General features: G+C 70.9%; 16 protein-coding genes. 10 read left to right on the top strand and 6 right to left on the bottom strand.

The window, feature by feature from the left end; all coding sequences use genetic code 11:
- The first annotated feature begins 32 nt into the window (after nt 1–32).
- Together ACFVGY_RS20740 and ACFVGY_RS20735 are read left to right on the top strand one after the other, a co-directional pair.
- Entirely contained in the window at nt 33–1,082 is a 1,050-nt protein-coding gene (locus tag ACFVGY_RS20740) for an LLM class F420-dependent oxidoreductase (RefSeq protein WP_385679424.1), read from the top strand.
- A gap of 267 nt (nt 1,083–1,349) precedes the next feature.
- Nucleotides 1,350–2,138, top strand: coding sequence for a ferritin-like domain-containing protein (locus ACFVGY_RS20735; RefSeq protein ID WP_385679421.1), 789 nt, complete (start codon nt 1,350–1,352; stop codon nt 2,136–2,138).
- 52 nt (nt 2,139–2,190) lie between these two features.
- On the opposite strand, the gene ACFVGY_RS20730 is transcribed toward ACFVGY_RS20735, so the two are convergent.
- A complete protein-coding gene (locus tag ACFVGY_RS20730) occupies nt 2,191–3,183 on the bottom strand; it encodes a magnesium and cobalt transport protein CorA (protein ID WP_385679418.1) in 993 nt (330 codons plus the stop codon).
- Between the two features lie 94 nt (nt 3,184–3,277).
- On the opposite strand from ACFVGY_RS20730, the gene ACFVGY_RS20725 reads away from it, so the two are divergent.
- From ACFVGY_RS20725 to mshC, 4 genes are all read left to right on the top strand, one after another.
- Entirely contained in the window at nt 3,278–4,015 is a 738-nt protein-coding gene (locus ACFVGY_RS20725; RefSeq protein ID WP_385679415.1) for a histidine phosphatase family protein, read from the top strand.
- A 120-nt stretch (nt 4,016–4,135) separates the two neighbouring features.
- Nucleotides 4,136–4,726, top strand: coding sequence for a DUF3090 domain-containing protein (locus tag ACFVGY_RS20720; RefSeq protein WP_385679412.1), 591 nt, complete (start codon nt 4,136–4,138; stop codon nt 4,724–4,726).
- Entirely contained in the window at nt 4,690–5,592 is a 903-nt protein-coding gene (locus tag ACFVGY_RS20715; RefSeq protein ID WP_385679409.1) for an SCO1664 family protein, read from the top strand. Before ACFVGY_RS20720 ends, ACFVGY_RS20715 begins: the two co-directional genes overlap by 37 nt.
- A 110-nt stretch (nt 5,593–5,702) precedes the next feature.
- Nucleotides 5,703–6,932 carry a cysteine--1-D-myo-inosityl 2-amino-2-deoxy-alpha-D-glucopyranoside ligase gene (mshC, locus tag ACFVGY_RS20710; protein ID WP_385679406.1) on the top strand — a complete coding sequence of 410 codons (1,230 nt, stop codon included), beginning with the start codon at nt 5,703–5,705 and terminating at the stop codon, nt 6,930–6,932.
- Between the two features lie 127 nt (nt 6,933–7,059).
- Here mshC and ACFVGY_RS20705 read toward each other — a convergent pair whose 3' ends face one another.
- The 5 genes from ACFVGY_RS20705 to ACFVGY_RS20685 form a co-directional block, all read right to left on the bottom strand.
- Nucleotides 7,060–8,085, bottom strand: a complete 1,026-nt coding sequence (locus tag ACFVGY_RS20705; protein ID WP_385679403.1) for a PAC2 family protein — start codon at nt 8,083–8,085, stop codon at nt 7,060–7,062.
- A 126-nt stretch (nt 8,086–8,211) separates the two neighbouring features.
- Nucleotides 8,212–9,819 carry an FAD-dependent oxidoreductase gene (locus tag ACFVGY_RS20700; protein WP_385679400.1) on the bottom strand — a complete coding sequence of 536 codons (1,608 nt, stop codon included), beginning with the start codon at nt 9,817–9,819 and terminating at the stop codon, nt 8,212–8,214.
- Between the two features lie 39 nt (nt 9,820–9,858).
- The gene (gene glpK / locus ACFVGY_RS20695) at nt 9,859–11,385 is read right to left on the bottom strand and encodes a glycerol kinase GlpK (protein WP_385679397.1); all 1,527 of its coding nucleotides are present in this window, start codon (nt 11,383–11,385) and stop codon (nt 9,859–9,861) included.
- A gap of 80 nt (nt 11,386–11,465) precedes the next feature.
- On the bottom strand, nt 11,466–12,248 hold the full coding sequence (locus ACFVGY_RS20690; protein WP_385679394.1) for an MIP/aquaporin family protein: 783 nt from the start codon (nt 12,246–12,248) through the stop codon (nt 11,466–11,468).
- Between the two features lie 319 nt (nt 12,249–12,567).
- On the bottom strand, nt 12,568–13,335 hold the full coding sequence (locus ACFVGY_RS20685; RefSeq protein ID WP_385679391.1) for an IclR family transcriptional regulator: 768 nt from the start codon (nt 13,333–13,335) through the stop codon (nt 12,568–12,570).
- A 254-nt stretch (nt 13,336–13,589) separates the two neighbouring features.
- Here ACFVGY_RS20685 and metH point away from each other — a divergent pair, with 254 nt between their 5' ends.
- The 4 genes from metH (at nt 13,590) to ACFVGY_RS20665 (ending at nt 21,690) form a co-directional block, all read left to right on the top strand.
- Entirely contained in the window at nt 13,590–17,102 is a 3,513-nt protein-coding gene (gene metH, locus ACFVGY_RS20680) for a methionine synthase (RefSeq protein ID WP_385679388.1), read from the top strand.
- A gap of 113 nt (nt 17,103–17,215) precedes the next feature.
- A complete protein-coding gene (locus ACFVGY_RS20675; RefSeq protein WP_385679385.1) occupies nt 17,216–17,917 on the top strand; it encodes an HAD family hydrolase in 702 nt (233 codons plus the stop codon).
- A 514-nt stretch (nt 17,918–18,431) separates the two neighbouring features.
- Nucleotides 18,432–20,036, top strand: coding sequence for an ABC transporter substrate-binding protein (locus ACFVGY_RS20670; protein ID WP_385679382.1), 1,605 nt, complete (start codon nt 18,432–18,434; stop codon nt 20,034–20,036).
- Nucleotides 20,037–20,109: 73 nt separating this feature from the next.
- The gene (locus tag ACFVGY_RS20665) at nt 20,110–21,690 is read left to right on the top strand and encodes an ABC transporter substrate-binding protein (RefSeq protein WP_385679379.1); all 1,581 of its coding nucleotides are present in this window, start codon (nt 20,110–20,112) and stop codon (nt 21,688–21,690) included.
- The last annotated feature ends 92 nt before the right edge of the window (nt 21,691–21,782 follow it).

Here is a 21,782-nt window from a genome sequence, read left to right as displayed (position 1 = left end):
TACTGATCGGTAAACCGGTAAGGGGACGACACATGCGGCTCGGCATCAATCTCGGCTACTGGGGCGCCGGCATGGACGCGGACAACCTCGCCGTGGCGCAGGAGGCGGACCGCCTCGGCTACGACGTGTGCTGGGCCGCCGAGGCGTACGGCTCCGACGCGCCGACCGTGCTCTCCTGGGTCGCCGCCCAGACCGAGCGGATCGACGTCGGCTCCGCGATCATGCAGATCCCGGCCCGCCAGCCCGCCATGACCGCCATGACCGCGGCCACCCTGGACTCCCTCACCAAGGGCCGGTTCCGGCTCGGCCTCGGCGTCTCCGGCCCCCAGGTCTCCGAGGGCTGGTACGGCGTGAAGTTCGACAAGCCCCTCGCCCGGACCCGCGAGTACGTGGAGATCGTCCGCAGGGCGATGACCCGCGAGCGCCTCTCGTACGAGGGCGAACACTGGACCCTTCCCCTGCCGGGCGGCCCGGGCAAGCCGATCAAGCTGACCGTGCACCCGGAGCGCGAGCGCATCCCGCTGTACATCGCCGCCATCGGCCCGAAGAACCTGGAGCAGACCGGCGAGATCGCCGACGGCGCCCTGCTGATCTTCCCCGCCGCCGAGCACCTGGAGGCCACCGCGCTCACCCACATCCGGGCGGGCCGCGAGAAGGCGGGGCTCACCATGGACGGCTTCGACGTCTGCCCGACCGTGCCGCTGGCCGTCGGCGACGACGTGACCGCCCTCGCGGACATGTTCCGCCCGTACACCGCCCTGTACGTGGGCGGCATGGGCAGCCGGAAGCAGAACTTCTACAACCAGCTCGCCCAGCGCATGGGCTACGAGAAGGAAGCCGCCGAGATCCAGGACAAGTACCTGGCGGGCGACAAGGCGGGCGCCGCCGCGGCCGTCCCGCACTCCCTGATCGACTCCACCACCCTGCTCGGCTCCGTGGACCGGATCGCGGACGGCATGCGGGCCTACGCCGAAGCCGGGGTCACCACCCTCACCCTCGCCCCGGCCGGGTTCACCCTGGACGAGCGGCTCACGGCCCTGCGCGCCGGCACCGAGGCCCTGGAGCGCGCCGGACTCGCCTGATCCGGCCCGGACCGATCCGGGCCGGACAGTGCCGGCACGGACCGGACTTCGGAGCCGATTCGGTCCCCCGGGGGCGCTCGGGGGACCGTCCGAAGCCTGCGGCCGTGGTGGGGGCTCGGGGGTCTTCCCCGCCACGGCCGACACAGTCAACAACGCGCGCGGCGTCCGCCGGGTTACGCCCCCGGTTCACCCCCGCGGTTCGCTCATTCGGCCGAGTAGTGCGACCTGTCGGTTGCCCGGGTGCCGGATCGGCCGTTGACTCGATGCATGCTCTCTGCCCGCAGCCTGTTCCAGGAGATCGTCGACAACGACGACTCCTTCCAGCTCTTCTGCTCCATCGCCGCCAGCGGCGAGAACCAGGGCGGCTGGGAGAACGCCCGGATCGCGGCCCTGGTACCCGACAGCATGCGCGATCTCGCCCCCAAGATCACCCGGCACGGCGCCGACGAGGACAAGCACGGCCGCATCTTCCAGGCCCTGCTGCGCAAGCGCGGCCTGCCCGCGGTCCCCGTACCGCCCGAGACCGACTACACGATGCTGCTGGAGCAGCGCGGCATCGGCCTCGCCCACGCCAAGCTGCGCGCCGAGGAGCGGCTGACCGAGGAGGACGTCGTCGTCTACCTCGCGCACAGCCGGGTCACCGAACAGCGCGCCGCCGACCAGATGGACACGCTCGTCCGGCACTTCGGCGACCACCCCCTCGTCGGCAAGGCCATCCGCATGATCAGTCACGACGAGGACGACCACCTCTCCTACTGCCACGAGGAACTGCTGCGCCTCGCCCGCAAGGGGCACGGCAGGACCATCCAGCAGGTGCTGCGCGAGAGCGCCCTCGCCGAGATCGCCATCTACCGGGACGTGAGCCTCGCCGTCATGGCGCACATGGGCCGGCTGCTGCACTGGCCCGCACCCAAATCGGCCGCGCTCGCCGCCGGGATCCGCGGGATGTACGCGTACGAGCGGTTCGCCGGCTGGCACCGCATGATCAGCCTGCGCCTGCCGGAGCGGCGCAACGCCCTCGGCGGCGCACCCGCCCCCGCGCCCGGGTACGCGTAGCCCAGCCCAGCCCAGCCCAGCCCAGCCCAGCCAGCCCTGCGGCGGGGCGCGGCTACAGCCAGCCGCGGGTCTTGAACAGCCGGTGCAGGCCCAGGCAGGCCGCCGCCATCACCGCGAGCACCGCCGGATAGCCCCACGGGTGCCGCAGCTCCGGCATCAGGTCGAAGTTCATCCCGTAGATCCCCGCCACCATGGTCGGGACGGCCGCCATCGCCGCCCACGCGGAGATCTTGCGCAGGTCGTCGTTCTGCCGGACGCCGACCTGCGCCAGGTGCGCGGACAGCGCGTCCGACAGCAGCCGGTCGAGGCCCTCCACGTGCTCGTTCGCCTTGGCCAGGTGGTCGGCGACGTCGCGGAAGAAGGGCTGCGCGGGCCCGTGCACGAACGGCACGTTCCCGAAGGCGAGCCGGTCCATCGGCTGGAGCAGCGGGCTCGCCGCCCGCCGGAACTCCAGCACCTGCCGCTTGAAGCCGTAGATCCGGGCGGCGGTGTTCCGGGGGTCCGGGCCGGCCGGCGCGAAGACGTCGGCCTCCAGCTCCTCCAGGTCCGCCTGGAGCTCGTCGGCCACCTCCATGTAGTGGTCCACCACCGCGTCCGAGACCGCGTACAGCACCGCCGTCGGACCGTGCCGCAGGACATCGGGCTCCAGCTCCAGCCGGCGCCGTACGGCGGCCAGTGCCGCCCCCTCGCCGTGCCGGACGGTCACCACGAAGGAGTCGCCGATGAAGACCATCAGCTCGCCCGCGGTCACCGTGTCCGTGACGTCGTCGTACAGCACCGGCTTGAGGACCACGAACAGCGAGTCGTCGTACACCTCCAGCTTCGGCCGCTGGTGCGCGGTCAGCGCGTCCTCCACGGCCAGCCGGTGCAGCCCGAACTCGCGGCTGACGTGCTCGAATTCCTCCTCCGTCGGCTCGTGCATGCCGATCCAGAGGAAGGCGTCGCCCGCCGCCCGGGCCATGTCGAGGGCGTCCGAGAAGTCTTCGGGGGCAGCGGAGCGGCGGCCGTTCCGGTACATCGCGCAGTCGACAATCACGCCGGGCATTGTGCCCCGCCCGCGCCGGCCCCGCATCCGGGCCCCGCATCCGGGCCCGTCCGCCCCGTCCTGTTCGCACACGCCAGGCCCTACCCTTGGCGCCATGGCCACGCTGATCCTCGTACGACACGGGCGGTCCACCGCCAACACCGCAGGGCTGCTCGCCGGATGGACGCCCGGCGTGGCCCTCGACGAGCGCGGTGCGGAACAGGCCGCGGCCCTCCCCGACCGGCTGGCCGCGGTGCCCCTCGCCGCCGCCGTCACCAGCCCGCTCCAGCGCTGCCGGGAGACCCTCGCCCCGCTGCTCGCCGCGCGCCCGGAGCTGCCGCTGCACACCGACGAGCGGATCGGCGAATGCCACTACGGCGACTGGTCGAACCGCAAACTCGCCGAACTCGCCGAAGAACCCCTGATGAAGATCGTCCAACAGCATCCGTCGGCAGCGGCCTTCCCCGGCGGGGAATCGCTGCGTGCGATGCAGGCACGCGCCGTGGACGCCGTACGGGAGTGGAACGCCCGCGTCGAGGAGGAGCACGGCAGCGACGCCGTCTTCCTGATGTGCTCGCACGGGGACGTCATCAAGGCCCTGGTGGCGGACGCCCTCGGCATGCACCTGGACCTCTTCCAGCGCCTCCACGTCGACCCCTGCTCGGTCACCGCCGTCCGCTACACGCCCACCCGGCCCTTCCTGCTCCGGCTCGGCGACACCGGCGACTTCGGCTCGCTCGCCCCGCGCCCCGCCCGCGTACCCGACGCGGCCGCGGCCGACACCGAGACCTTCGAGGCGGCCACCGAGGACGACGGGAACGCCGTCGTGGGCGGCGGCGCGGGAGCGGCGTGATCGAACGGCGCAGTAGGGTGGATGCGCCAACACATGGGCGCCACCCCGCCCCTGCCCCTGCGCCCGCCCCTGCCTCCCCCAGACTCCGTCCGGGGGGACCCCCAGACTTGGAGACTGGACGTGCCCCGTCAGGTGTTCCTCTACGACCCGCCGGACCGCTTCGTGGCCGGCACGGTCGGTCTGCCAGGACGCCGTACGTTCTTCCTGCAGGCCTCCGCCGGCCACCGCGTCACCAGCGTCTCCCTGGAGAAGACCCAGGTCGCGGCGCTCGCCGAGCGGATGGACGAACTGCTGGACGAGGTCGTACGGCGCACCGGCGGCAACGCGCCGGTCCCGGCCGTGGCCCCCGCCGAGGCCGCGGACACGGCCCCCCTGGACGTCCCGGTCGAGGAGGAGTTCCGCGTCGGCACCATGGCGCTCGCCTGGGACGGCGAGCACCAGCGGATGATCGTGGAGGCCCAGGCGCTGGTGGAACTCGAGGCCGACTCCGAGGAGGACCTCGCCGAGGCGGAGGAGCGGCTGCTCCAGGACGAGGAGAACGGCCCGCCGATGCTCCGGGTCCGCCTCACCGGCTCCCAGGCCCGGGCCTTCGCCAAGCGGGCCCTGGACGTCGTCAACGCCGGCCGGCCGCCGTGCCCGCTGTGCAGCCTGCCGCTGGACCCCGAGGGGCACGTGTGCCCGCGCCAGAACGGCTACCGGCGCCAGGTGTGAACACCACGGGGGAGCGGGAAGAACTGCTCGCCAAGGGCGAGCTGACGGTCGTCGGCCGGATCTCCGGCGCGTCCAACGCCGTCCTGCTGTGCACGGCGGCCTACGGGGGCGCGAGCGCCGACTGCGTGTACAAGCCGGTCAAGGGCGAGCGCCCGCTGTGGGACTTCCCCGACGGCAACCTCGCCCGCCGGGAGGTGGCCGCCTACCTGGTCTCCGAGGCCACCGGCTGGGGCCTGGTGCCGCCGACGGTGCTGCGCGACGGCCCGTACGGGGAGGGCATGGTCCAGCAGTGGATCGAGTCCGAGGCGTCGGATGCGTCCGGCGCGTCCGGCACGTCCGAGGGGGCCGACGCGTCCGGTGACGCCGTCGGATCCCCGGGGTCGGACGGCCTCCTCGCCCTCGTCGAGGGCGTGGAGGCGGGGGAGGGCTGGAAACCGGTCGCCTTCGCCGACATCGGGGAGGGCCGCACCGCCCTCCTCGTCCACGCCGACGACCCGCGGCTACGCCGCCTCGCCGTCCTCGACGCCGTGATCAACAACGGCGACCGCAAGGGCGGCCACCTGCTGTCCGCACCCGACGGCCGGCTCTACGGCATCGACCACGGAGTGACCTTCCACGTCGAGGACAAGCTGCGCACCCTGCTGTGGGGCTGGGCGGGCGAACCCCTGACGGACGAAGCGCGCGAGGTGCTGACCGGCCTGGAGCGGCAGCTCGCCGCCGGGGCCCCGCTGGCCACCCGGCTGGCCGAACTGATCACCCCTGCCGAGCTGGCCGCCGTACGGGCCCGCGTGGCCCATCTGCGGCGCACCGGAGTGCACCCCGAGCCCTCCGGGCAGTGGCCGGCGATCCCCTGGCCCCCCGTCTGAACAGGTCGGACCCGGCACGCACACGGCCGAGGGGACCGCAAGAGTGCCTATTCGGCCAACAGTGCTGGTCCGGTTCGTTGGCGGAACAGGCGTCCGGTTAGGCTCGACACATGCATGCCTGGCCCGCTTCTGAGGTCCCCGCCCTTCCCGGCAAGGGCCGCGACCTCCAGATCCACGACACCGCGACCCGGGGGAAGATCACCCTCGACCCCGGGCCCGTCGCCCGCATCTACGTCTGCGGCATCACGCCGTACGACGCGACCCACATCGGTCACGCGGCGACCTACAACGCGTTCGACCTCGTGCAGCGCGTGTGGCTCGACACCAAGCGGCAGGTTCACTACGTACAGAACGTCACGGACGTCGACGACCCCCTCCTGGAACGGGCGCTGCGCGACGGCCACGACTGGACCGAGCTCGCGGAGCGCGAGACGGCGCTGTTCCGCGAGGACATGACCGCCCTGCGGATCCTGCCCCCGCAGCACTACATCGGCGCCGTCGAGGCCATACCGGGAATCGTGCCGCTGGTGGAGCGGCTGCGGGACGCGGGCGCGGCGTACGAGCTGGACGGCGACATCTACTTCTCCGTGGAGTCCGACACGCACTTCGGCGGCGTGTCGAACCTCGATGCGCAGGCCATGCGCCTGCTGTCCGCGGAGCGCGGCGGGGACCCGGACCGCCCGGGCAAGAAGAACCCGCTGGACCCGATGCTGTGGATGGCCGCCCGCGACGGCGAGCCCAGCTGGGACGGCGCATCCCTCGGCCGGGGCCGCCCCGGCTGGCACATCGAGTGCGTGGCCATCGCCCTGGACCACCTGGGCATGGGCTTCGACATCCAGGGCGGCGGATCCGACCTGGCGTTCCCGCACCACGAGATGGGCGCCTCGCACGCACAGGTCCTGACCGGCGAGTTCCCGATGGCCAAGGCCTACGTCCATGCGGGCATGGTTGCCCTGCACGGCGAGAAGATGTCGAAGTCCAAGGGCAACCTGGTCTTCGTCTCCGCCCTGCGGCGGGCGGGCGTCGACCCGGCGGCGATCCGCCTCGCCCTGCTCGCGCACCACTACCGCGCGGACTGGGAGTGGACGGACGAGGTCCTCGCGGACGCGGAGGCCCGCCTGGCGCGCTGGCGCGCGGCCGTGTCCCGCCCGGACGGCATTCCGGCCGACGCACTGGTCGAGGAGGTCCGCGAGGCCCTCGCCGACGACCTGGACGCGCCGGCGGCCCTCGCCGCCGTGGACCGCTGGGTGGACGCCCAGAACGCCACCGACGGCACCGACACCGGGGCCCCGGGCGTGGTCACCCGCACGGTGGACGCCCTCCTCGGCGTAGCCCTGTAACCCCCGCGGGCGCAGCCCCCTGCCGCCTCGCGCCTCCGCGGGCCGGGGCGCAACGGGGGCTGCCCCCACCGGGCGCGCAGCGCCCGGAAAGGGGGGGCGGGGGCGGAGCCCCGACCCCCTCGTGGGGCTACGGCCGGGGTGGCTCCGCCGGGCCCGCGGCGTCGTCGCCCCCCGGCTCCTGTCCGGGCCCGGACTCCGGGTCCGGCTCGCGGTCCGGGTCCGCGGCCCGCCGCGGCGGCCGCGTCCGCCCGGACGAGGTGTCCCGCAGGTACGACCCGTCCCCCGCGGCCCCGCCGGGCCCCGGTTCCGCCCCCGGATCCCGCCTCCGCAGGTACCGCTCGAACTCCCGGGCGATGGCGTCCCCGGACGCCTCCGGCAGGTCCGCGGTGTCCCGCGCCTCCTCCAGCGTCTGGACGTACTCCGCGACCTCGCTGTCCTCCGCGGCCAGTTGGTCGACCCCCAGCTGCCAGGCCCGCGCGTCCTCGGGCAGCTCGCCGAGCGGGATCCGCAGGTCGAGCAGGTCCTCCAGCCGGTTCAGCAGGGCGAGCGTGGCCTTCGGGTTGGGCGGCTGGGAGACGTAGTGGGGGACCGCCGCCCACAGGGACACGGCGGGGACGCCGGCGTGGGTGCAGGCCTCCTGAAGGATGCCGACGATGCCGGTCGGGCCCTCGTACTTGGTCTCCTCCAGGTGCATCGTCCGCGCCAGGTCGGGATCCGAGGTGACGCCGCTGACCGGCACCGGACGGGTGTGCGGGGTGTCGCCGAGCAGGGCGCCGAGGATGACCACCATCTCGACGCCCAGTTCGTGGGCGAAGCCGAGGAGTTCGTTGCAGAACGACCGCCACCGCATCGACGGTTCGATGCCCCGTACGAGCACGAGGTCGCGCGGGTTGGCGCCGCCGATCCGCACCACGGACAGCCGCGTCGTCGGCCAGGTGATCTTCCGTACCCCGTTGTCCAGCCACACCGTGGGCCGGTTGACCTGGAAGTCGTAGTAGTCCTCGGCGTCGAGCGCCGCGAAGACCTCCCCCTTCCACTCCCGGTCCAGGTGCGCGACCGCACCGGAGGCCGCGTCACCCGCGTCGTTCCAGCCTTCGAACGCGGCCACCATGACCGGGTCGATCAGCTCGGGCACGCCCTCAAGCTCGATCACCCAGGTCTCCTTCCCAAGTTCCTTGTGTACGTGGGCCAGCCTAAGCCTTGTGGGGACGGCGGCCACAGCCCACGACAGAGGGGCGGTTCCCCTCGGAACCGCCCCTCTTCCCCACCTTGCGGGAGGCTATGCCTTGCGGCCCAGCATCTCCTCGACGCGGCCGCGGACCGCGTCGTCGTCCAGGCCGCGGATGGTCACCGTCGTACGGCGGCGCAGCACGTCGTCGACGGTCTCGGCCCACTCGAAGTCGCGGGCGTAGGCGACCTGCGCCCAGATCTCCGGGCCGTCCGGGTGGATCCGCTCGGCCAGCGCCGGGTCCTCGTTCGCCAGGCGGGCGATGTCGAAGGCGAGCGAGCCGTAGTGGGAGGCCAGGTGGCGGGCGGTCAGCGGGTCCATGCGCGCGCCGGGCTCGCGGTCCACGAGCAGGCGGTGGGCGACCGCGTTCGGGTTGGCGACACCGGGCAGCGGGACCCGGCGGACCAGCGCCTTCACCGGCTCCATGTCGTCGGTCAGCGGCCGGCCCGGGAGCTTGGCCAGCTTGTCCATGACCACCCGGCCGATGTGGCGGTAAGTGGTCCACTTGCCGCCGGCCACGGACAGCATGCCGCCGGCACCCTCGGTGACGACCGTCTCGCGCTTGGCCTTCTCGACGCCGCCGGGGCCGCCGGGCAGCACGCGCAGGCCGGCGAAGGCGTACGTCATCAGGGAGCGGTCCAGGTCGGCGTCCTTCACGGAGAAGGCGGCCTCGTCCAGGATCTGCTGGATGTCCTTCTCGGTGGCGCGCACGTCCGCCGGGTCGCCCTCGTACACCTCGTCGGTGGTGCCCAGCAGCAGCTGGTCCTCCCACGGCAGGGCGAAGGTGATGCGGTACTTGTCGATCGGGGTGGCCATGGCGGCCTTCCACGGCGACTTGCGCTTCATGACAATGTGCGCGCCCTTGGACAGGCGGATCGACGGCAGCGCGTGCTTGTCCTCCATGCGCCGCAGGTGGTCCACCCACGGGCCGGTGGCGTTGAGCACGACGCGGGCGTCCACGCCGAACTCGGTGCCGTCGAGGCGGTCCTTGAGCTCGGCACCGGAGACCCGGCCGCGCGTCGTGCGCAGGCCGGTGACCTCGGCGTGGTTGAGGACGACCGCACCGGACTCGACGGCCGCGCGGACCGTCATGACGGCGACACGGGAGTCGTTCATCTGGTGGTCGTAGTAGACGGCGACGGCCTTGAGGTTGTCCGTCTTCAGACCGGGGTTGTCGGCGACGGCACGGGCCGGGGATATGACCTTGCCCATGCCGTCGCCGAAGGCCGAGAGGGCGGAGTAGGCGAAGACGCCCGCGCCCAGCTTGGCCGCACCCACCGGACCGCCCTTGTAGACCGGCAGGTAGAACGTGAGCGGGTTGACCAGGTGCGGGGCCACGTCCTTGGCCAGCACCCGCCGCTCGTGGTGGTTCTCGGCCACCAGCTTGACCGCGCCGGTCTGCAGGTAGCGCAGGCCGCCGTGGACGAGCTTGGAGGAGGCGGAGGAGGTGGCGCCGGCGAAGTCGCCGGCGTCCACCATGGCCACCCGCAGACCCGACTGCGCGGCGTGCCAGGCCACCGAGGTGCCCAGGATTCCGCCGCCGATGACCAGCAGGTCGTACGTGGCCTTCGACAGCTGCTCGCGGGTCTCGGCGCGGCTCGCGTTCGAGCCGGCGGTCGGGTGCGTTCCCAGGGCGGGGACGCTCTGCAGGGTGCTCATGATCTCTTCAGCTCCTCATCGGTTCGTCGGCTGGTGCGGTCAGCCGGCGTTTTCCTCGTCGATCCAGCCCATGGACCGCTCGACGGCCTTGAGCCAGTTCTTGTACTCGCGGTCCCGCTGGTCGGCGGGCATCCGCGGGGTCCACTCGGCCGCGCGGCGCCAGTTGGCGCGCAGGGCGTCGGTGTCCGGCCAGAAGCCGACGGCCAGGCCGGCGGCGTAGGCGGCGCCGAGGCAGGTGGTCTCGGCGACCATCGGACGGACCACGGGGGCGTCCAGGAAGTCCGAGAGCGTCTGCATCAGCAGGTTGTTGGAGGTCATGCCGCCGTCGACCTTGAGGGCCGTCAGCTCGACGCCGGAGTCCTTGGTCATGGCGTCGGTGATCTCGCGGGTCTGCCAGGCGGTGGCCTCCAGGACGGCACGGGCGATGTGCGCCTTGGTGACGTACCGGGTGAGGCCGGCGATCACACCGCGGGCGTCGGAGCGCCAGTACGGGGCGAACAGGCCGGAGAAGGCGGGCACGAAGTAGGCGCCGCCGTTGTCCTCGACGGACAGGGCCAGGGTCTCGATCTCGGCCGCGGACTTGATCAGGCCCATCTGGTCGCGCATCCACTGGACGAGCGAGCCGGTGACGGCGATGGAGCCCTCCAGGGCGTAGACCGGCTTCTGGTCGCCGATCTGGTAGCCGACCGTGGTCAGCAGGCCGCTGTAGGAGTTGATGACCTTGTCGCCGGTGTTCATGAGCATGAACGTTCCGGTGCCGTAGGTGGACTTGGCCTCGCCCTCGGCGAAGCAGGTCTGACCGAACAGGGCGGCCTGCTGGTCGCCGAGCGCGGAGGCGACCGGGACGCCGGCGAGGACGCCGTCCTTGACGTGGCCGTAGACCTCGGCGGAGGACTTGATCTCGGGCAGGACCTTCAGCGGGACGTCCATGGACTCCGCGATGCGCTCGTCCCAGGCGAGCGTGTGCAGGTTCATGAGCATGGTGCGGGAGGCGTTGGTGACGTCGGTGACGTGCACGCCGCCCTCGGCGCCGCCGGTCAGGTTCCAGATGACCCAGGAGTCCATGGTGCCGAAGAGGATGTCGCCGGCCTCGGCGCGTTCCCGCAGGCCCTCGACGTTGTCGAGCAGCCAGCGGACCTTCGGGCCCGCGAAGTACGAGGCGAGCGGCAGGCCCGTCTCGCGGCGGAAGCGGTCCTGGCCGACGTTGCGGCCGAGCTCCTTGCACAGGGCGTCGGTGCGGGTGTCCTGCCAGACCAGCGCGTTGTGCACCGGCTCGCCGGTGTTCTTGTCCCACAGGACGGTGGTCTCGCGCTGGTTGGTGATGCCGATCGCCTTGACGTCGGCGGCGGTGATCTCGGCCTTGGCGATGGCGCCGGCGACGACCTCCTGGACGTTGGTCCAGATCTCCTTGGCGTCGTGCTCGACCCAGCCCGGCTTCGGGAAGATCTGCTCGTGCTCCTTCTGGTCGACGGCGATGATGCGGCCGTCGCGGTCGAAGACGATGCAGCGGGAGGAGGTGGTGCCCTGGTCGATGGCGGCGATGAACGGGCCGGTGCTGCTGGTCATGGTGGCTGCTCCTGGCAGGTCTATGAAGAGTGCGGAATCAGGTGGGCGGTGCGGATCTTACGAGCGCGGGGCCGTGCTGATCAGGCGAACGCGACGTTGTACAGACCGCCGGCGATGACGGCGCCGACGAGCGGGCCGACCACCGGGATCCAGGAGTAACCCCAGTCGGAGCCGCCCTTGTTGGGCAGCGGGAGCAGGGCGTGGACGATACGCGGACCGAGGTCGCGGACCGGGTTGATGGCGTAGCCGGTCGGGCCGCCGAGGGAGAGGCCGATGCCGACGACGACGAAGGAGGTGATCAGGACGCCGATGACGCCGAGGCCCTTGCCGTCGTCCTGCAGGCCCTGGGTCAGGATCGCCAGGACCAGGACGGCCGTGCCGATGATCTCGGTGGCCAGGTTCTGGACCACGTTGCGGATCTCGGGGCCCGTGGAGAAGATCCCGAGGACCGGGCCGGCCACGTCGTGCGGGTGGGGGTCCTCCGGGCCGAGCTTGGCGTCACGGATGTGCTCCGGGTCCGCCAGGTGGGCGGCGAACTGGCCGTAGTAGGTGACCCACATGAGGACCGCGCCGAGCATGGCGCCGAGGAGCTGGCCGGCGAAGTAGACGGGAGCGTCGCTCCAGTCGCCGTTCTTGACTGCGAGGCCGACGGTGACCGCCGGATTGAGGTGTGCACCGGAGAGCGGGGCGGAGACGTAGGCGGCGATCAGTACGGCGAAACCCCAGCCGAAGGTGATCGAGAGCCAGCCTGCGTTGCGGGCCTTGGAGCTCTTGAGGGTCACGGCGGCGCAGACACCACCGCCGAGCAGGGTGAGCAGGGCGGTACCGATGGTCTCGCCGAGGAAGATGTCGGAGCTGGACACCCGCGACTCCTTTGTCTTACGTCCAGGGGTGCGCGGATACGGGGTCGTCCCGGCCCGCGTGCGCGCACTCGGTGAGTGGTTCACCGGTCCTTGGCCTTGTCTCACCCTAGCGCGTATTGCCGGTAGGTGTTCGACAATGCCGACCGATGAACGGCAGTTTTTCGCCCAGGTGAAGAACGCGTCAAGGGTTGGCTAGGCCAATGTGTCGGATCGTTACCACGCAGTGCGATCGACCAAAACAAGCCATCCGATGGCCGGAATATGGCGACAAGGCGGCAGAAAACGGCCACGGAGTGGCCGAAAGCATGTAGGTGTAGGGCTAGAACCGGCCCGCGCCGAGGTCGCGGGAAACGGCCCGCGCGCAGTCGCGCACCGACGCCACCAGGTTGGCACGCGGCTCCCCGGACTCCCCGCAGACACGCTCCACCGCGCCGGCCACCGCCACGGCGCCGACCGGCATCCGGCGCCGGTCGTGGATGGGAGCGGCCACCGAGGCGATGCCCTCCCAGGTCTCCTCGACGTCCGCGGCCCAGCCGCGCGCCCGGGTCAGGTCGAGCACTTCCTCGAAGCCCGCGCCGTCGGTGACCGTGCGCGGCGTGAACGCCGCGCGCTCGGCCTCCAGGGCCTCGGTGTGGGCGACCGGGTCGTACGCCGACAGGACCTTGCCCAACGCCGTGGAGTGCAGCGGCTGCATGGCCCCCACCTCCAGCACCTGGCGGCTGTCGTCGGGGCGGAAGACGTGGTGCATGATCAGCACCCCGCTCTTGTGCAGCACGCCCACGTACACGCTCTCGCCGCTCGCCCGGGCCAGGTCGTCCGTCCACACCAGTGCCCGGGCGCGCAGCTCGTGCACGTCCAGGTAACTGTTGCCCAGGCGCAGCAGCTCCGCGCCCAGCTGGTACCGGCCGGAGGCCTGGTCCTGCTCGACGAAGCCCTCGGCCTGCAGGGTGCGCAGGATCCCGTGCGCCGTGCCCTTGGCCAACCCCAGGGCGCTCGCGATGTCCGAGAGACCGAGGCGGCGCTCACCGCCGGCAAGGAGCCGCAGCATCGCAGCGGCTCGTTCGAGCGACTGGATGTTCCGTGCCATGGTGCGCAGCCTCCTGCTGACGTAGTTCGACAATGCTGAACACTATCGGCCCATGTCGACCTTGCGCATGGTTGGGCATATGTTCAAGCCGAAGCCGCCCGGGGCACACCCGACCGACTCCCCCGGGCACAGGATGCAGTCCGCCACGTGGGACACCCTCACCGGGGTTGCGAAGGCGCGGTTACTCTGAGCGCGTGCACCCTTGACACAGCAAGGGTGCAAAGCCGACAGCCGTCGCATCCCAGGGAGCTCTCATGGCCTCGTTGCCGAACCCGCCCGCAGACACCCAGACCCGGGCCGATGCCCTCCGAGAGGCGCTGGCGACCCGCGTGGTCGTCGCCGACGGGGCGATGGGAACGATGCTCCAGGCGCAGGAGCCCACCCTCGAGGACTTCCAGCAGCTCGAAGGATGCAACGAGGTCCTGAACGTCACCCGCCCCGACATCGTCCGCACGGTGCACGAGGCCTACTTCGCGGTCGGCGTCGACTGCGTGGAGACCAACACCTTCGGCGCGAACCTCAGCGCGCTCGGCGAGTACGACATCCCCGAACGCAACTTCGAACTCTCCGAGGCCGGCGCCCGGATCGCCCGCGAGGCCGCCGACGCCTTCACCACCGGGACCGGGCAGCAGCGCTGGGTCCTGGGCTCCATGGGCCCGGGCACCAAGCTGCCCACCCTCGGCCACATTCCGTACACCACGATCCGCGACGCCTACCAGACCAACGCCGAGGGCCTGCTGTCGGGCGGCGCGGACGCCCTGCTGGTGGAGACCACCCAGGACCTGCTCCAGACCAAGGCCTCGGTCATCGGCGCCCGCCGCGCCATGGAAGCCCTCGGCGTCTCCGTCCCGCTGATCTGCTCGGTGACGGTGGAGACCACCGGCACGATGCTGTTGGGCTCCGAGATCGGCGCGGCGCTCACCTCGCTGGAGCCGCTGGGCATCGACATGATCGGCCTGAACTGCGCCACCGGCCCCGCCGAGATGAGCGAGCACCTGCGCTACCTGGCCCGCAACGCCGGCATCCCGCTCTCCTGCATGCCGAACGCCGGCCTGCCCGTGCTGACCAAGGACGGCGCCCACTACCCGCTGACCGCCCCCGAGCTGGCGGACGCCCAGGAGACGTTCGTGCGCGAGTACGGGCTGTCGCTGGTCGGCGGCTGCTGCGGCACGACCCCGGAGCACCTGCGCCAGGTCGTGGACCGGGTCCGCGGCCTCGCCCCGGTCGCCCGTGACCCCCGCCCCGAGCCGGGCGCGTCCTCGCTGTACCAGACGGTGCCGTTCCGGCAGGACACCTCGTACATGGCGATCGGCGAGCGGACGAACGCCAACGGATCGAAGAAGTTCCGCGAGGCGATGCTGGAGGCCCGCTGGGACGACTGCGTGGAGATGGCCCGCGACCAGATCCGCGAGGGCGCGCACATGCTGGACCTGTGCGTGGACTACGTCGGCCGTGACGGCGTCGCGGACATGGAGGAGCTGGCGGGCCGCTTCGCGACCGCGTCGACCCTCCCGATCGTCCTGGACTCGACCGAGGTGGACGTCATCCAGGCCGGCCTGGAGAAGCTGGGCGGCCGCGCGGTCATCAACTCCGTCAACTACGAGGACGGCGACGGGCCCGAGTCGCGTTTCGCGAAGGTCACCCGACTGGCCCAGGAGCACGGCGCGGCGCTGATCGCCCTGACCATCGACGAGGAGGGCCAGGCCCGCACCGTCGAGCACAAGGTCGCCGTCGCCGAGCGCCTGATCACGGACCTGACGGAGAACTGGGGGATCAGCGAGTCCGACATCCTCATCGACACCCTGACCTTCACGATCTGCACCGGCCAGGAGGAGTCCCGCGGGGACGGCATCGCGACGATCGAGGCGATCCGGGAGCTGAAGAAGCGGCACCCGGCCGTGCAGACCACGCTCGGCCTGTCGAACATCTCCTTCGGTCTGAACCCGGCCGCCCGCGTCCTGCTGAACTCGGTGTTCCTGGACGAGTGCGTCAAGGCGGGCCTGGATTCCGCGATCGTGCACGCGTCGAAGATCCTGCCGATCGCCCGGTTCGACGAGGAGCAGGTCTCCACCGCCCTGGACCTGATCTACGACCGCCGCAGCGAGGGCTACGACCCCCTCCAGAAGCTGATGGCCCTCTTCGAGGGCGTCAACACCAAGTCCCTCAAGGCCGGGCGCGCCGAGGAGCTCCTCGCGCTGCCGCTGGAGGAGCGGCTCCAGCGACGGATCATCGACGGGGAGAAGAACGGCCTGGAGGCCGACCTCGACGAGGCCCTCCAGACCCGCCCCGCCCTGGACATCGTCAACGACACCCTCCTCGAGGGCATGAAGGTCGTCGGCGAGCTGTTCGGCTCCGGTCAGATGCAGCTGCCGTTCGTCCTCCAGTCCGCCGAAGTGATGAAGTCGGCGGTGGCCCACCTGGAGCCGCACATGGAGAAGTCGGACGCGGAGGGCAAGGGCACCATCGTGCTGGCCACCGTCCGCGGCGACGTCCACGACATCGGCAAGAACCTCGTCGACATCATCCTGTCGAACAACGGCTACAACGTGGTCAACATCGGCATCAAGCAGCCGGTCTCCGCGATCGTCGAGGCCGCCCAGGAGCACAAGGCGGACGTCATCGGCATGTCCGGGCTCCTGGTGAAGTCGACCGTGATCATGAAGGAGAACCTGGAGGAGCTCAACCAGCGCAAGCTGGCCGCCACCTACCCGGTCATCCTCGGCGGCGCCGCGCTGACCCGCGCCTACGTCGAGCAGGACCTGCACGAGATCTACGACGGCGAGGTCCGCTACGCCCGCGACGCCTTCGAGGGCCTGCGCCTGATGGACGCCCTGATCGCCGTCAAGCGCGGCGTCCCCGGCGCGTCCCTGCCGGAGCTCAAGCAGCGCCGGGTCGCCAAGCGCGACACGCCCCTGCTCCAGGTGGAGGAGGCCGAGGAGCCGGGCGGCCGGTCGGACGTCGCGGTCGACAACCCGGTGCCGGCTCCGCCGTTCTGGGGGACGCGGGTCGTCAAGGGCATCCCGCTGAAGGACTACGCGTCCTGGCTGGACGAGGGCGCCCTGTTCAAGGGCCAGTGGGGGCTGAAGCAGGCCCGCGCCGGCGGCGCCACCTACGAGGAGCTCGTCGAGACCGAGGGCCGGCCCAGGCTGCGCGGCCTGCTCGACAAGCTGCACACGGAGAACCTGCTGGAGGCGGCCGTCGTCTACGGCTACTTCCCGTGCGTCTCCAAGGGCGACGACCTGATCGTCCTCGACGATCAGGGCAACGAGCGGACCCGGTTCACCTTCCCCCGCCAGCGCCGCGGCCGCCGCCTGTGCCTGGCCGACTTCTTCCGCCCGGAGGAGTCCGGCGAGACCGACGTGGTCGGCCTCCAGGTCGTCACCGTCGGCTCGAAGATCGGCGAGGCCACGGCCCGGCTGTTCGAGTCGGACTCCTACCGCGAGTACCTGGAGCTGCACGGCCTGTCCGTCCAGCTCGCCGAAGCCCTCGCCGAGTACTGGCACGCCCGCGTCCGGGCCGAGCTCGGCTTCGGCGGCGAGGACCCGGCCGACGTCGAGGACATGTTCGCCCTCAAGTACCGCGGCGCCCGCTTCTCCCTCGGCTACGGGGCCTGCCCCGACCTGGAGGACCGCGCCAAGATCGCCGACCTGCTCCAGCCCGAGCGGATCGGGGTCCACCTCTCCGAGGAGTTCCAGCTCCACCCGGAGCAGTCCACCGACGCGATCGTCATCCACCACCCCGAAGCGAAGTATTTCAACGCACGATGAGGCAGATCGACGTACACTAGTCGGTCCCATACAGGCCGGTCGCCTGTTCCCCGGGGACACGCCCCCGCGGGAAGAGGTGACCGGCCTTCTCGTCCCTTCCGAGAGGTGTGCGCATGACCAGCACCGTTCCCGTCTCCATCGCCCGTACGGCCGACGGCTCGGCCCTGCAGGCGGTGCTGCTCGACATGGACGGGACGCTGGTCGACACCGAGGGCTTCTGGTGGGACGCCGAAGTGGACGTCTTCGCCGAGCTCGGCCACCAGCTGGAGGAATCCTGGCGGGACGTCGTCGTCGGCGGGCCGATGAGCCGGAGCCTCGGGTTCCTGATCGAGGCCACCGGCGTCGTCATCGACCTCGCCGAACTGAGCGTGCTGCTCAACGAGCGCTTCGAGGCCCGCATCGCCGACCGGGTGCCGCTCATGCCGGGCGCCGAGCGGCTGCTGTCCGAGCTGGCCCGGCACAACGTGCCCACGGCCCTCGTCTCCGCCTCCCACCGGCGGGTCATCGACCGCGTCCTGCGCTCCCTGGGCCCCGAACGCTTCGCCCTGACCGTGGCCGGCGACGAGGTGCCGCGCACCAAGCCGCACCCCGACCCCTACCTCCTGGCCGCCCGCACCCTCGGCGCCCACCCCTCCCGCTGCGCCGTCATCGAGGACACCGCCACCGGCGTGGCGGCCGCGGAGGCGGCCGGCTGCCGCGTCGTCGCCGTCCCCTCGGTGGGTCTCATCGCCCCCGCCCCCGGGCGCACCGTCGTCCGCTCCCTGGAGGACGTGGACCTCCCCTTCCTGCGGGCCCTCATCACCCCGATGAACTGATTCCTGCGGCCGCCCCTCACCCCGCTGAACGGACCGCACACGCTCCGTTCCGTACCGACCGGACCCCCCCACCACCGGCCGACGGAAGGATCTTTCGTTCCATGGCCGGGCGGCCGGAATTCCATCCTTTCCGTGGCCCCCAGGGCGGGTGACCTTCGTCACCCGAAACGCCCCCGACCGACCTGTCCAGGGGCTCGGCAAGGTTCCCTTGTGTCCGGATTGGTGATCTCCTGCCCCCATCTGGGGCGCCCCCGCCCTTGACAGGCAGTCCGCTCCCATCACCGTGCGATTACACCCCAAGTCCTGCCAGTTCAAGCCATCCCCTCATAGGCCACTAATGTCGACGCGGGCACTCCGCCGCACCGCAGCAGTCCAGGACGCATACCCCTGTGTCGGGACTGTGTGGACCGATCGTCATAAAACCGGCCCGATCGTTCCGCCCTGAACGGGCGACCGTCGCGAGGTGCCCTCTACGCCGCTTTGAACAAGTGCCGGTCAAGGGAGTACTTCCAGCATGAACCGCAAGACCCTGGTGCTGACGGCCGCGGCCGGACTGCTCACCCCCGCGCTCGCCGCCTGCGGCAGCGCGACGGGGCAAGGAGCGGGAACCGGAGCGATCGTCGTCGGCACCACCGACCGGTACGAGGCGGCGGACTACGCCCCCGCACCGTTCGACCCGGCGTACGCCTACGACGCCGGCGCCTGGAACGTCCTGCGGCAGACCGTCCAGACCCTGATGCACACCCCCCGCGGCGGCGGCCAGCCTGTCCCCGAGGCGGCCTCCGACTGCCGCTTCACCGACAACGGCAACGAGAGCTACCGCTGCACCCTGCGGCCCGGCCTGAAGTTCGCGAGCGGCGAGCCGCTCACGGCCAAGGACGTCAAGTTCTCCATCGACCGCGTCCGCGCCATCAACGCCGAGAACGGCCCCTCGTCGCTGCTGTCCACCATCGACACCGTCGAGGTCAAGAGCGCCGACACCGTCGTCTTCCACCTGAACGCCCCGGACGCGACCTTCCCGTACAAGCTCGCCACGCCCGCCGCCGGCATCATCAGCGAGAAGAACTACGACGCCAAGAAGCTCCGCGGGGGCTTCACCGTCGACGGCTCCGGCCCCTACACGATGAAGGCCGAGGTCAAGGGCGACCACCTCGTCCGCGCCGTGTTCACCAAGAACCCGAACTACAAGGGCGACCTGAAGCTGCAGAACGACAAGGTCGAACTGCGCACCTTCACCGACTCCGCGGCCATGGGCAAGGCGCTCACCGACGGGCGCATCCACATGGTCTCCCGCACCCTGTCGCCCGCCCAGATCACCGAGTTCTCCGCCAACGCCCCCAAGGGCGTCAAGCTGACCCAGATGCCCGGCCTGGAGATCCGCTACATCGGCTTCAACACCGAGGCCCCGGTCGTCAAGGACAAGGCCGTACGCCAGGCCCTCGCGGCCGCCGTCGACCGCAACGCCATCATCTCCAAGGTGTACGGCAAGGCCGCCCAGCCGCTGTACTCGCTGGTCCCCACCTCCGTCGCCGGCCACGTCAACTCGTTCCGCAACAAGTACGGCGAGGCCAACACCGCCAAGGCCGCCGCCCTGCTCAAGGACGCCGGCATCAAGACCCCGGTCAAGCTGACGCTGAACTACACCAAGGACCACTACGGCGACGGCACGGCAGCCGAGTTCGAGACGCTGAAGAACCAGCTGAACTCCACCCAGCTGTTCGACATCACCGTCCAGGGCTCCGACTGGACCGAGTTCCGCCCCGCGCAGAAGAAGGGCGACTACGCCGCCTACGGGCTCGGCTGGTTCCCCGACTACGCGGACCCCGACAACTTCCTCGCTCCCTTCCTGGAGCAGGACAACTTCCTGGGCACGCCGTACGCCAACAGCGCGGTGCGCACCAAGCTCATCCCCGAGTCCCGCAAGGCCGTCGACCGCAACGTGGCCGGCCCCGCGATCTCGGAGATGCAGGACATCGTCGCCGAGGACGTGCCCGTCCTGCCCCTGTGGCAGGGCAAGCAGTACGTCGCCGCACGCGACGGGATCACCGGAGTGGAGTGGTCGGTCAACGCCATCTCCGACCTCCAGCTGTGGGAGCTCGGCCGCGGTGTCAGCGGCTGAGACCGGCAGAACCGGCGGCGGGTGTCGCAGGCCGGCGCAACGATTCAGCAAGACTGTGAAGGACGTTCGTGCGATGAGACGTAACCAGTGGTTGGCAGCCCCGCTCGGCGCAGCCACCGCCGCCGCGCTGCTCAGCGGTTGCGGTTCGACCGATGGCCCCGCCGCCGAGGGCGGCAAGGGCGTCGTCATGGGCATATCCGACAAGGTGAAGTCCACCGACCCCGCCTCGGGTTACGACCCGGGCTCCTGGCTGCTCTTCAACAACGTCTTCCAGTCGCTGCTGAGCTTCCCCAAGGGCGGCACCACGCCGGAGCCCGACGCGGCCCAGGCCTGCAACTTCGAGGGCGGCGACAGCAAGGTGTTCAAGTGCACCCTGCGCGCCGGCCTGAAGTTCAGCAACGGCCACGCGCTCACCTCGAAGGACGTGAAGTTCTCCTTCGAGCGCACGCTGAAGATCAACGACCCGAACGGCCCCGCCGTCATGCTGTCGTCGATCGCCGGCATCGACACCCCCGACGAAAAGACCGTCGTCTTCCGCCTCAAGACCTCCGACGCGACCTTCCCCAGCAAGATCGCCTCGGGCGCCGGCTCCATCGTCGACAGCAGCGAGTACCCGGCCGACAAGCTCCGCACCGACAACAAGGCCATCGGCTCCGGTGTCTACAAGCTGGACTCCATGAACGAGAAGAGCGCCAACTTCTCGGTCAACGAGTCCTACACGGGCAAGGCCAAGGCGAAGAACACCGGCGTCACCCTCAAGTTCTTCAACCACGACCAGGCCGCCCTGAAGAAGACCCTGGAGAGCGGCGACGTCGACTTCGCCTTCCGCGGCCTCGCCGCCAAGGACATCGCCAGCCTGTCCTCCACCAAGACCGGCAACAACAACGTCGAGGTCGTCCAGGGCACCGGCGCCGAGGTCCAGCACCTCGTCTTCAACATGAAGGACGAGGTCGTCGGAAAGCTCCCCGTCCGCAAGGCCATCGCCTACCTGATCGACCGCGAGGCGCTCGTCAAGGACGTCTACGAGGGCACCGCCACCTCGCTGTACTCGGTCATCCCGGCCGGCATCGGCTCGCACACCACCGCCTTCTTCGACCGCTACGGCGGCGCCCCGCAGCCGAAGAAGGCCGAAGCCGTCCTGCGCGCGGCCAACATCAAGGACAAGGTGAAGATCACCCTGTACTCGACGCCCACCCGCTACGGTCCGGCCACGGACCAGGAGATGCAGCTCATCGCCAAGCAGCTCAACGACAGCGGCCTGTTCGACGCCGAGGTCAAGTCCGTCGAGTACGAGCAGTACGAGAAGGACATCGACGCCGGCAAGTACGGCGTGTACGTCCGCGGCTGGGTCCCCGACTTCCCGGACGCCGACAACTTCACGCAGCCGTTCTTCGGACCGGAGAACGTCCTGCGCAACAACTACGACAACAAGGAGATCACCGGGACGATCATCCCGGCGACCGCCGCCAAGGCAGACCGCACCGCGGCCACGCCCGACTACACCCGCCTCCAGGACATCGTCGCCGACGAGATCCCGCTCCTGCCCCTGTGGCAGAGCAAGCAGTACGCGGTGACCCGCCAGAACGTCACCGGCCTGCAGTGGTCGCTGGACGCCTCCACCGTCTTCCGCTTCTGGGAGATCGCCAAGGGCTGACAGCCCCACGGGCACGAACCGGCCCGTGGCCCCACCCCCCCGCCGCCGCCCCGGACCCGCCCGCACCCACCGCGCCCGCCCCGCCGGGGGCC

Source organism: Streptomyces sp. NPDC127106 (assembly GCF_042677605.1).
Classification (GTDB): Bacteria; Actinomycetota; Actinomycetes; order Streptomycetales; family Streptomycetaceae; genus Streptomyces.
Note: the sequence above shows the minus strand (reverse complement) of the source record. Positions and strands in the feature narration are given on the sequence as shown.

Bases quoted from the DNA above. Each gene is read 5' to 3' on its own strand.
- ACFVGY_RS20740 (WP_385679424.1), top strand. From the start codon at position 33: ATGCGGCTCGGCATCAATCTCGGCTACTGGGGCGCCGGCATGGACGCG.
- ACFVGY_RS20735 (WP_385679421.1), top strand. From the start codon at position 1,350: ATGCTCTCTGCCCGCAGCCTGTTCCAGGAGATCGTCGACAACGACGAC.
- ACFVGY_RS20730 (WP_385679418.1), bottom strand. From the start codon at position 3,183: ATGCCCGGCGTGATTGTCGACTGCGCGATGTACCGGAACGGCCGCCGC.
- ACFVGY_RS20725 (WP_385679415.1), top strand. From the start codon at position 3,278: ATGGCCACGCTGATCCTCGTACGACACGGGCGGTCCACCGCCAACACC.
- mshC (WP_385679406.1), top strand. From the start codon at position 5,703: ATGCATGCCTGGCCCGCTTCTGAGGTCCCCGCCCTTCCCGGCAAGGGC.
- ACFVGY_RS20700 (WP_385679400.1), bottom strand. From the start codon at position 9,819: ATGAGCACCCTGCAGAGCGTCCCCGCCCTGGGAACGCACCCGACCGCC.
- glpK (WP_385679397.1), bottom strand. From the start codon at position 11,385: ATGACCAGCAGCACCGGCCCGTTCATCGCCGCCATCGACCAGGGCACC.
- ACFVGY_RS20685 (WP_385679391.1), bottom strand. From the start codon at position 13,335: ATGGCACGGAACATCCAGTCGCTCGAACGAGCCGCTGCGATGCTGCGG.
- metH (WP_385679388.1), top strand. From the start codon at position 13,590: ATGGCCTCGTTGCCGAACCCGCCCGCAGACACCCAGACCCGGGCCGAT.
- ACFVGY_RS20675 (WP_385679385.1), top strand. From the start codon at position 17,216: ATGACCAGCACCGTTCCCGTCTCCATCGCCCGTACGGCCGACGGCTCG.
- ACFVGY_RS20670 (WP_385679382.1), top strand. From the start codon at position 18,432: ATGAACCGCAAGACCCTGGTGCTGACGGCCGCGGCCGGACTGCTCACC.
- ACFVGY_RS20665 (WP_385679379.1), top strand. From the start codon at position 20,110: ATGAGACGTAACCAGTGGTTGGCAGCCCCGCTCGGCGCAGCCACCGCC.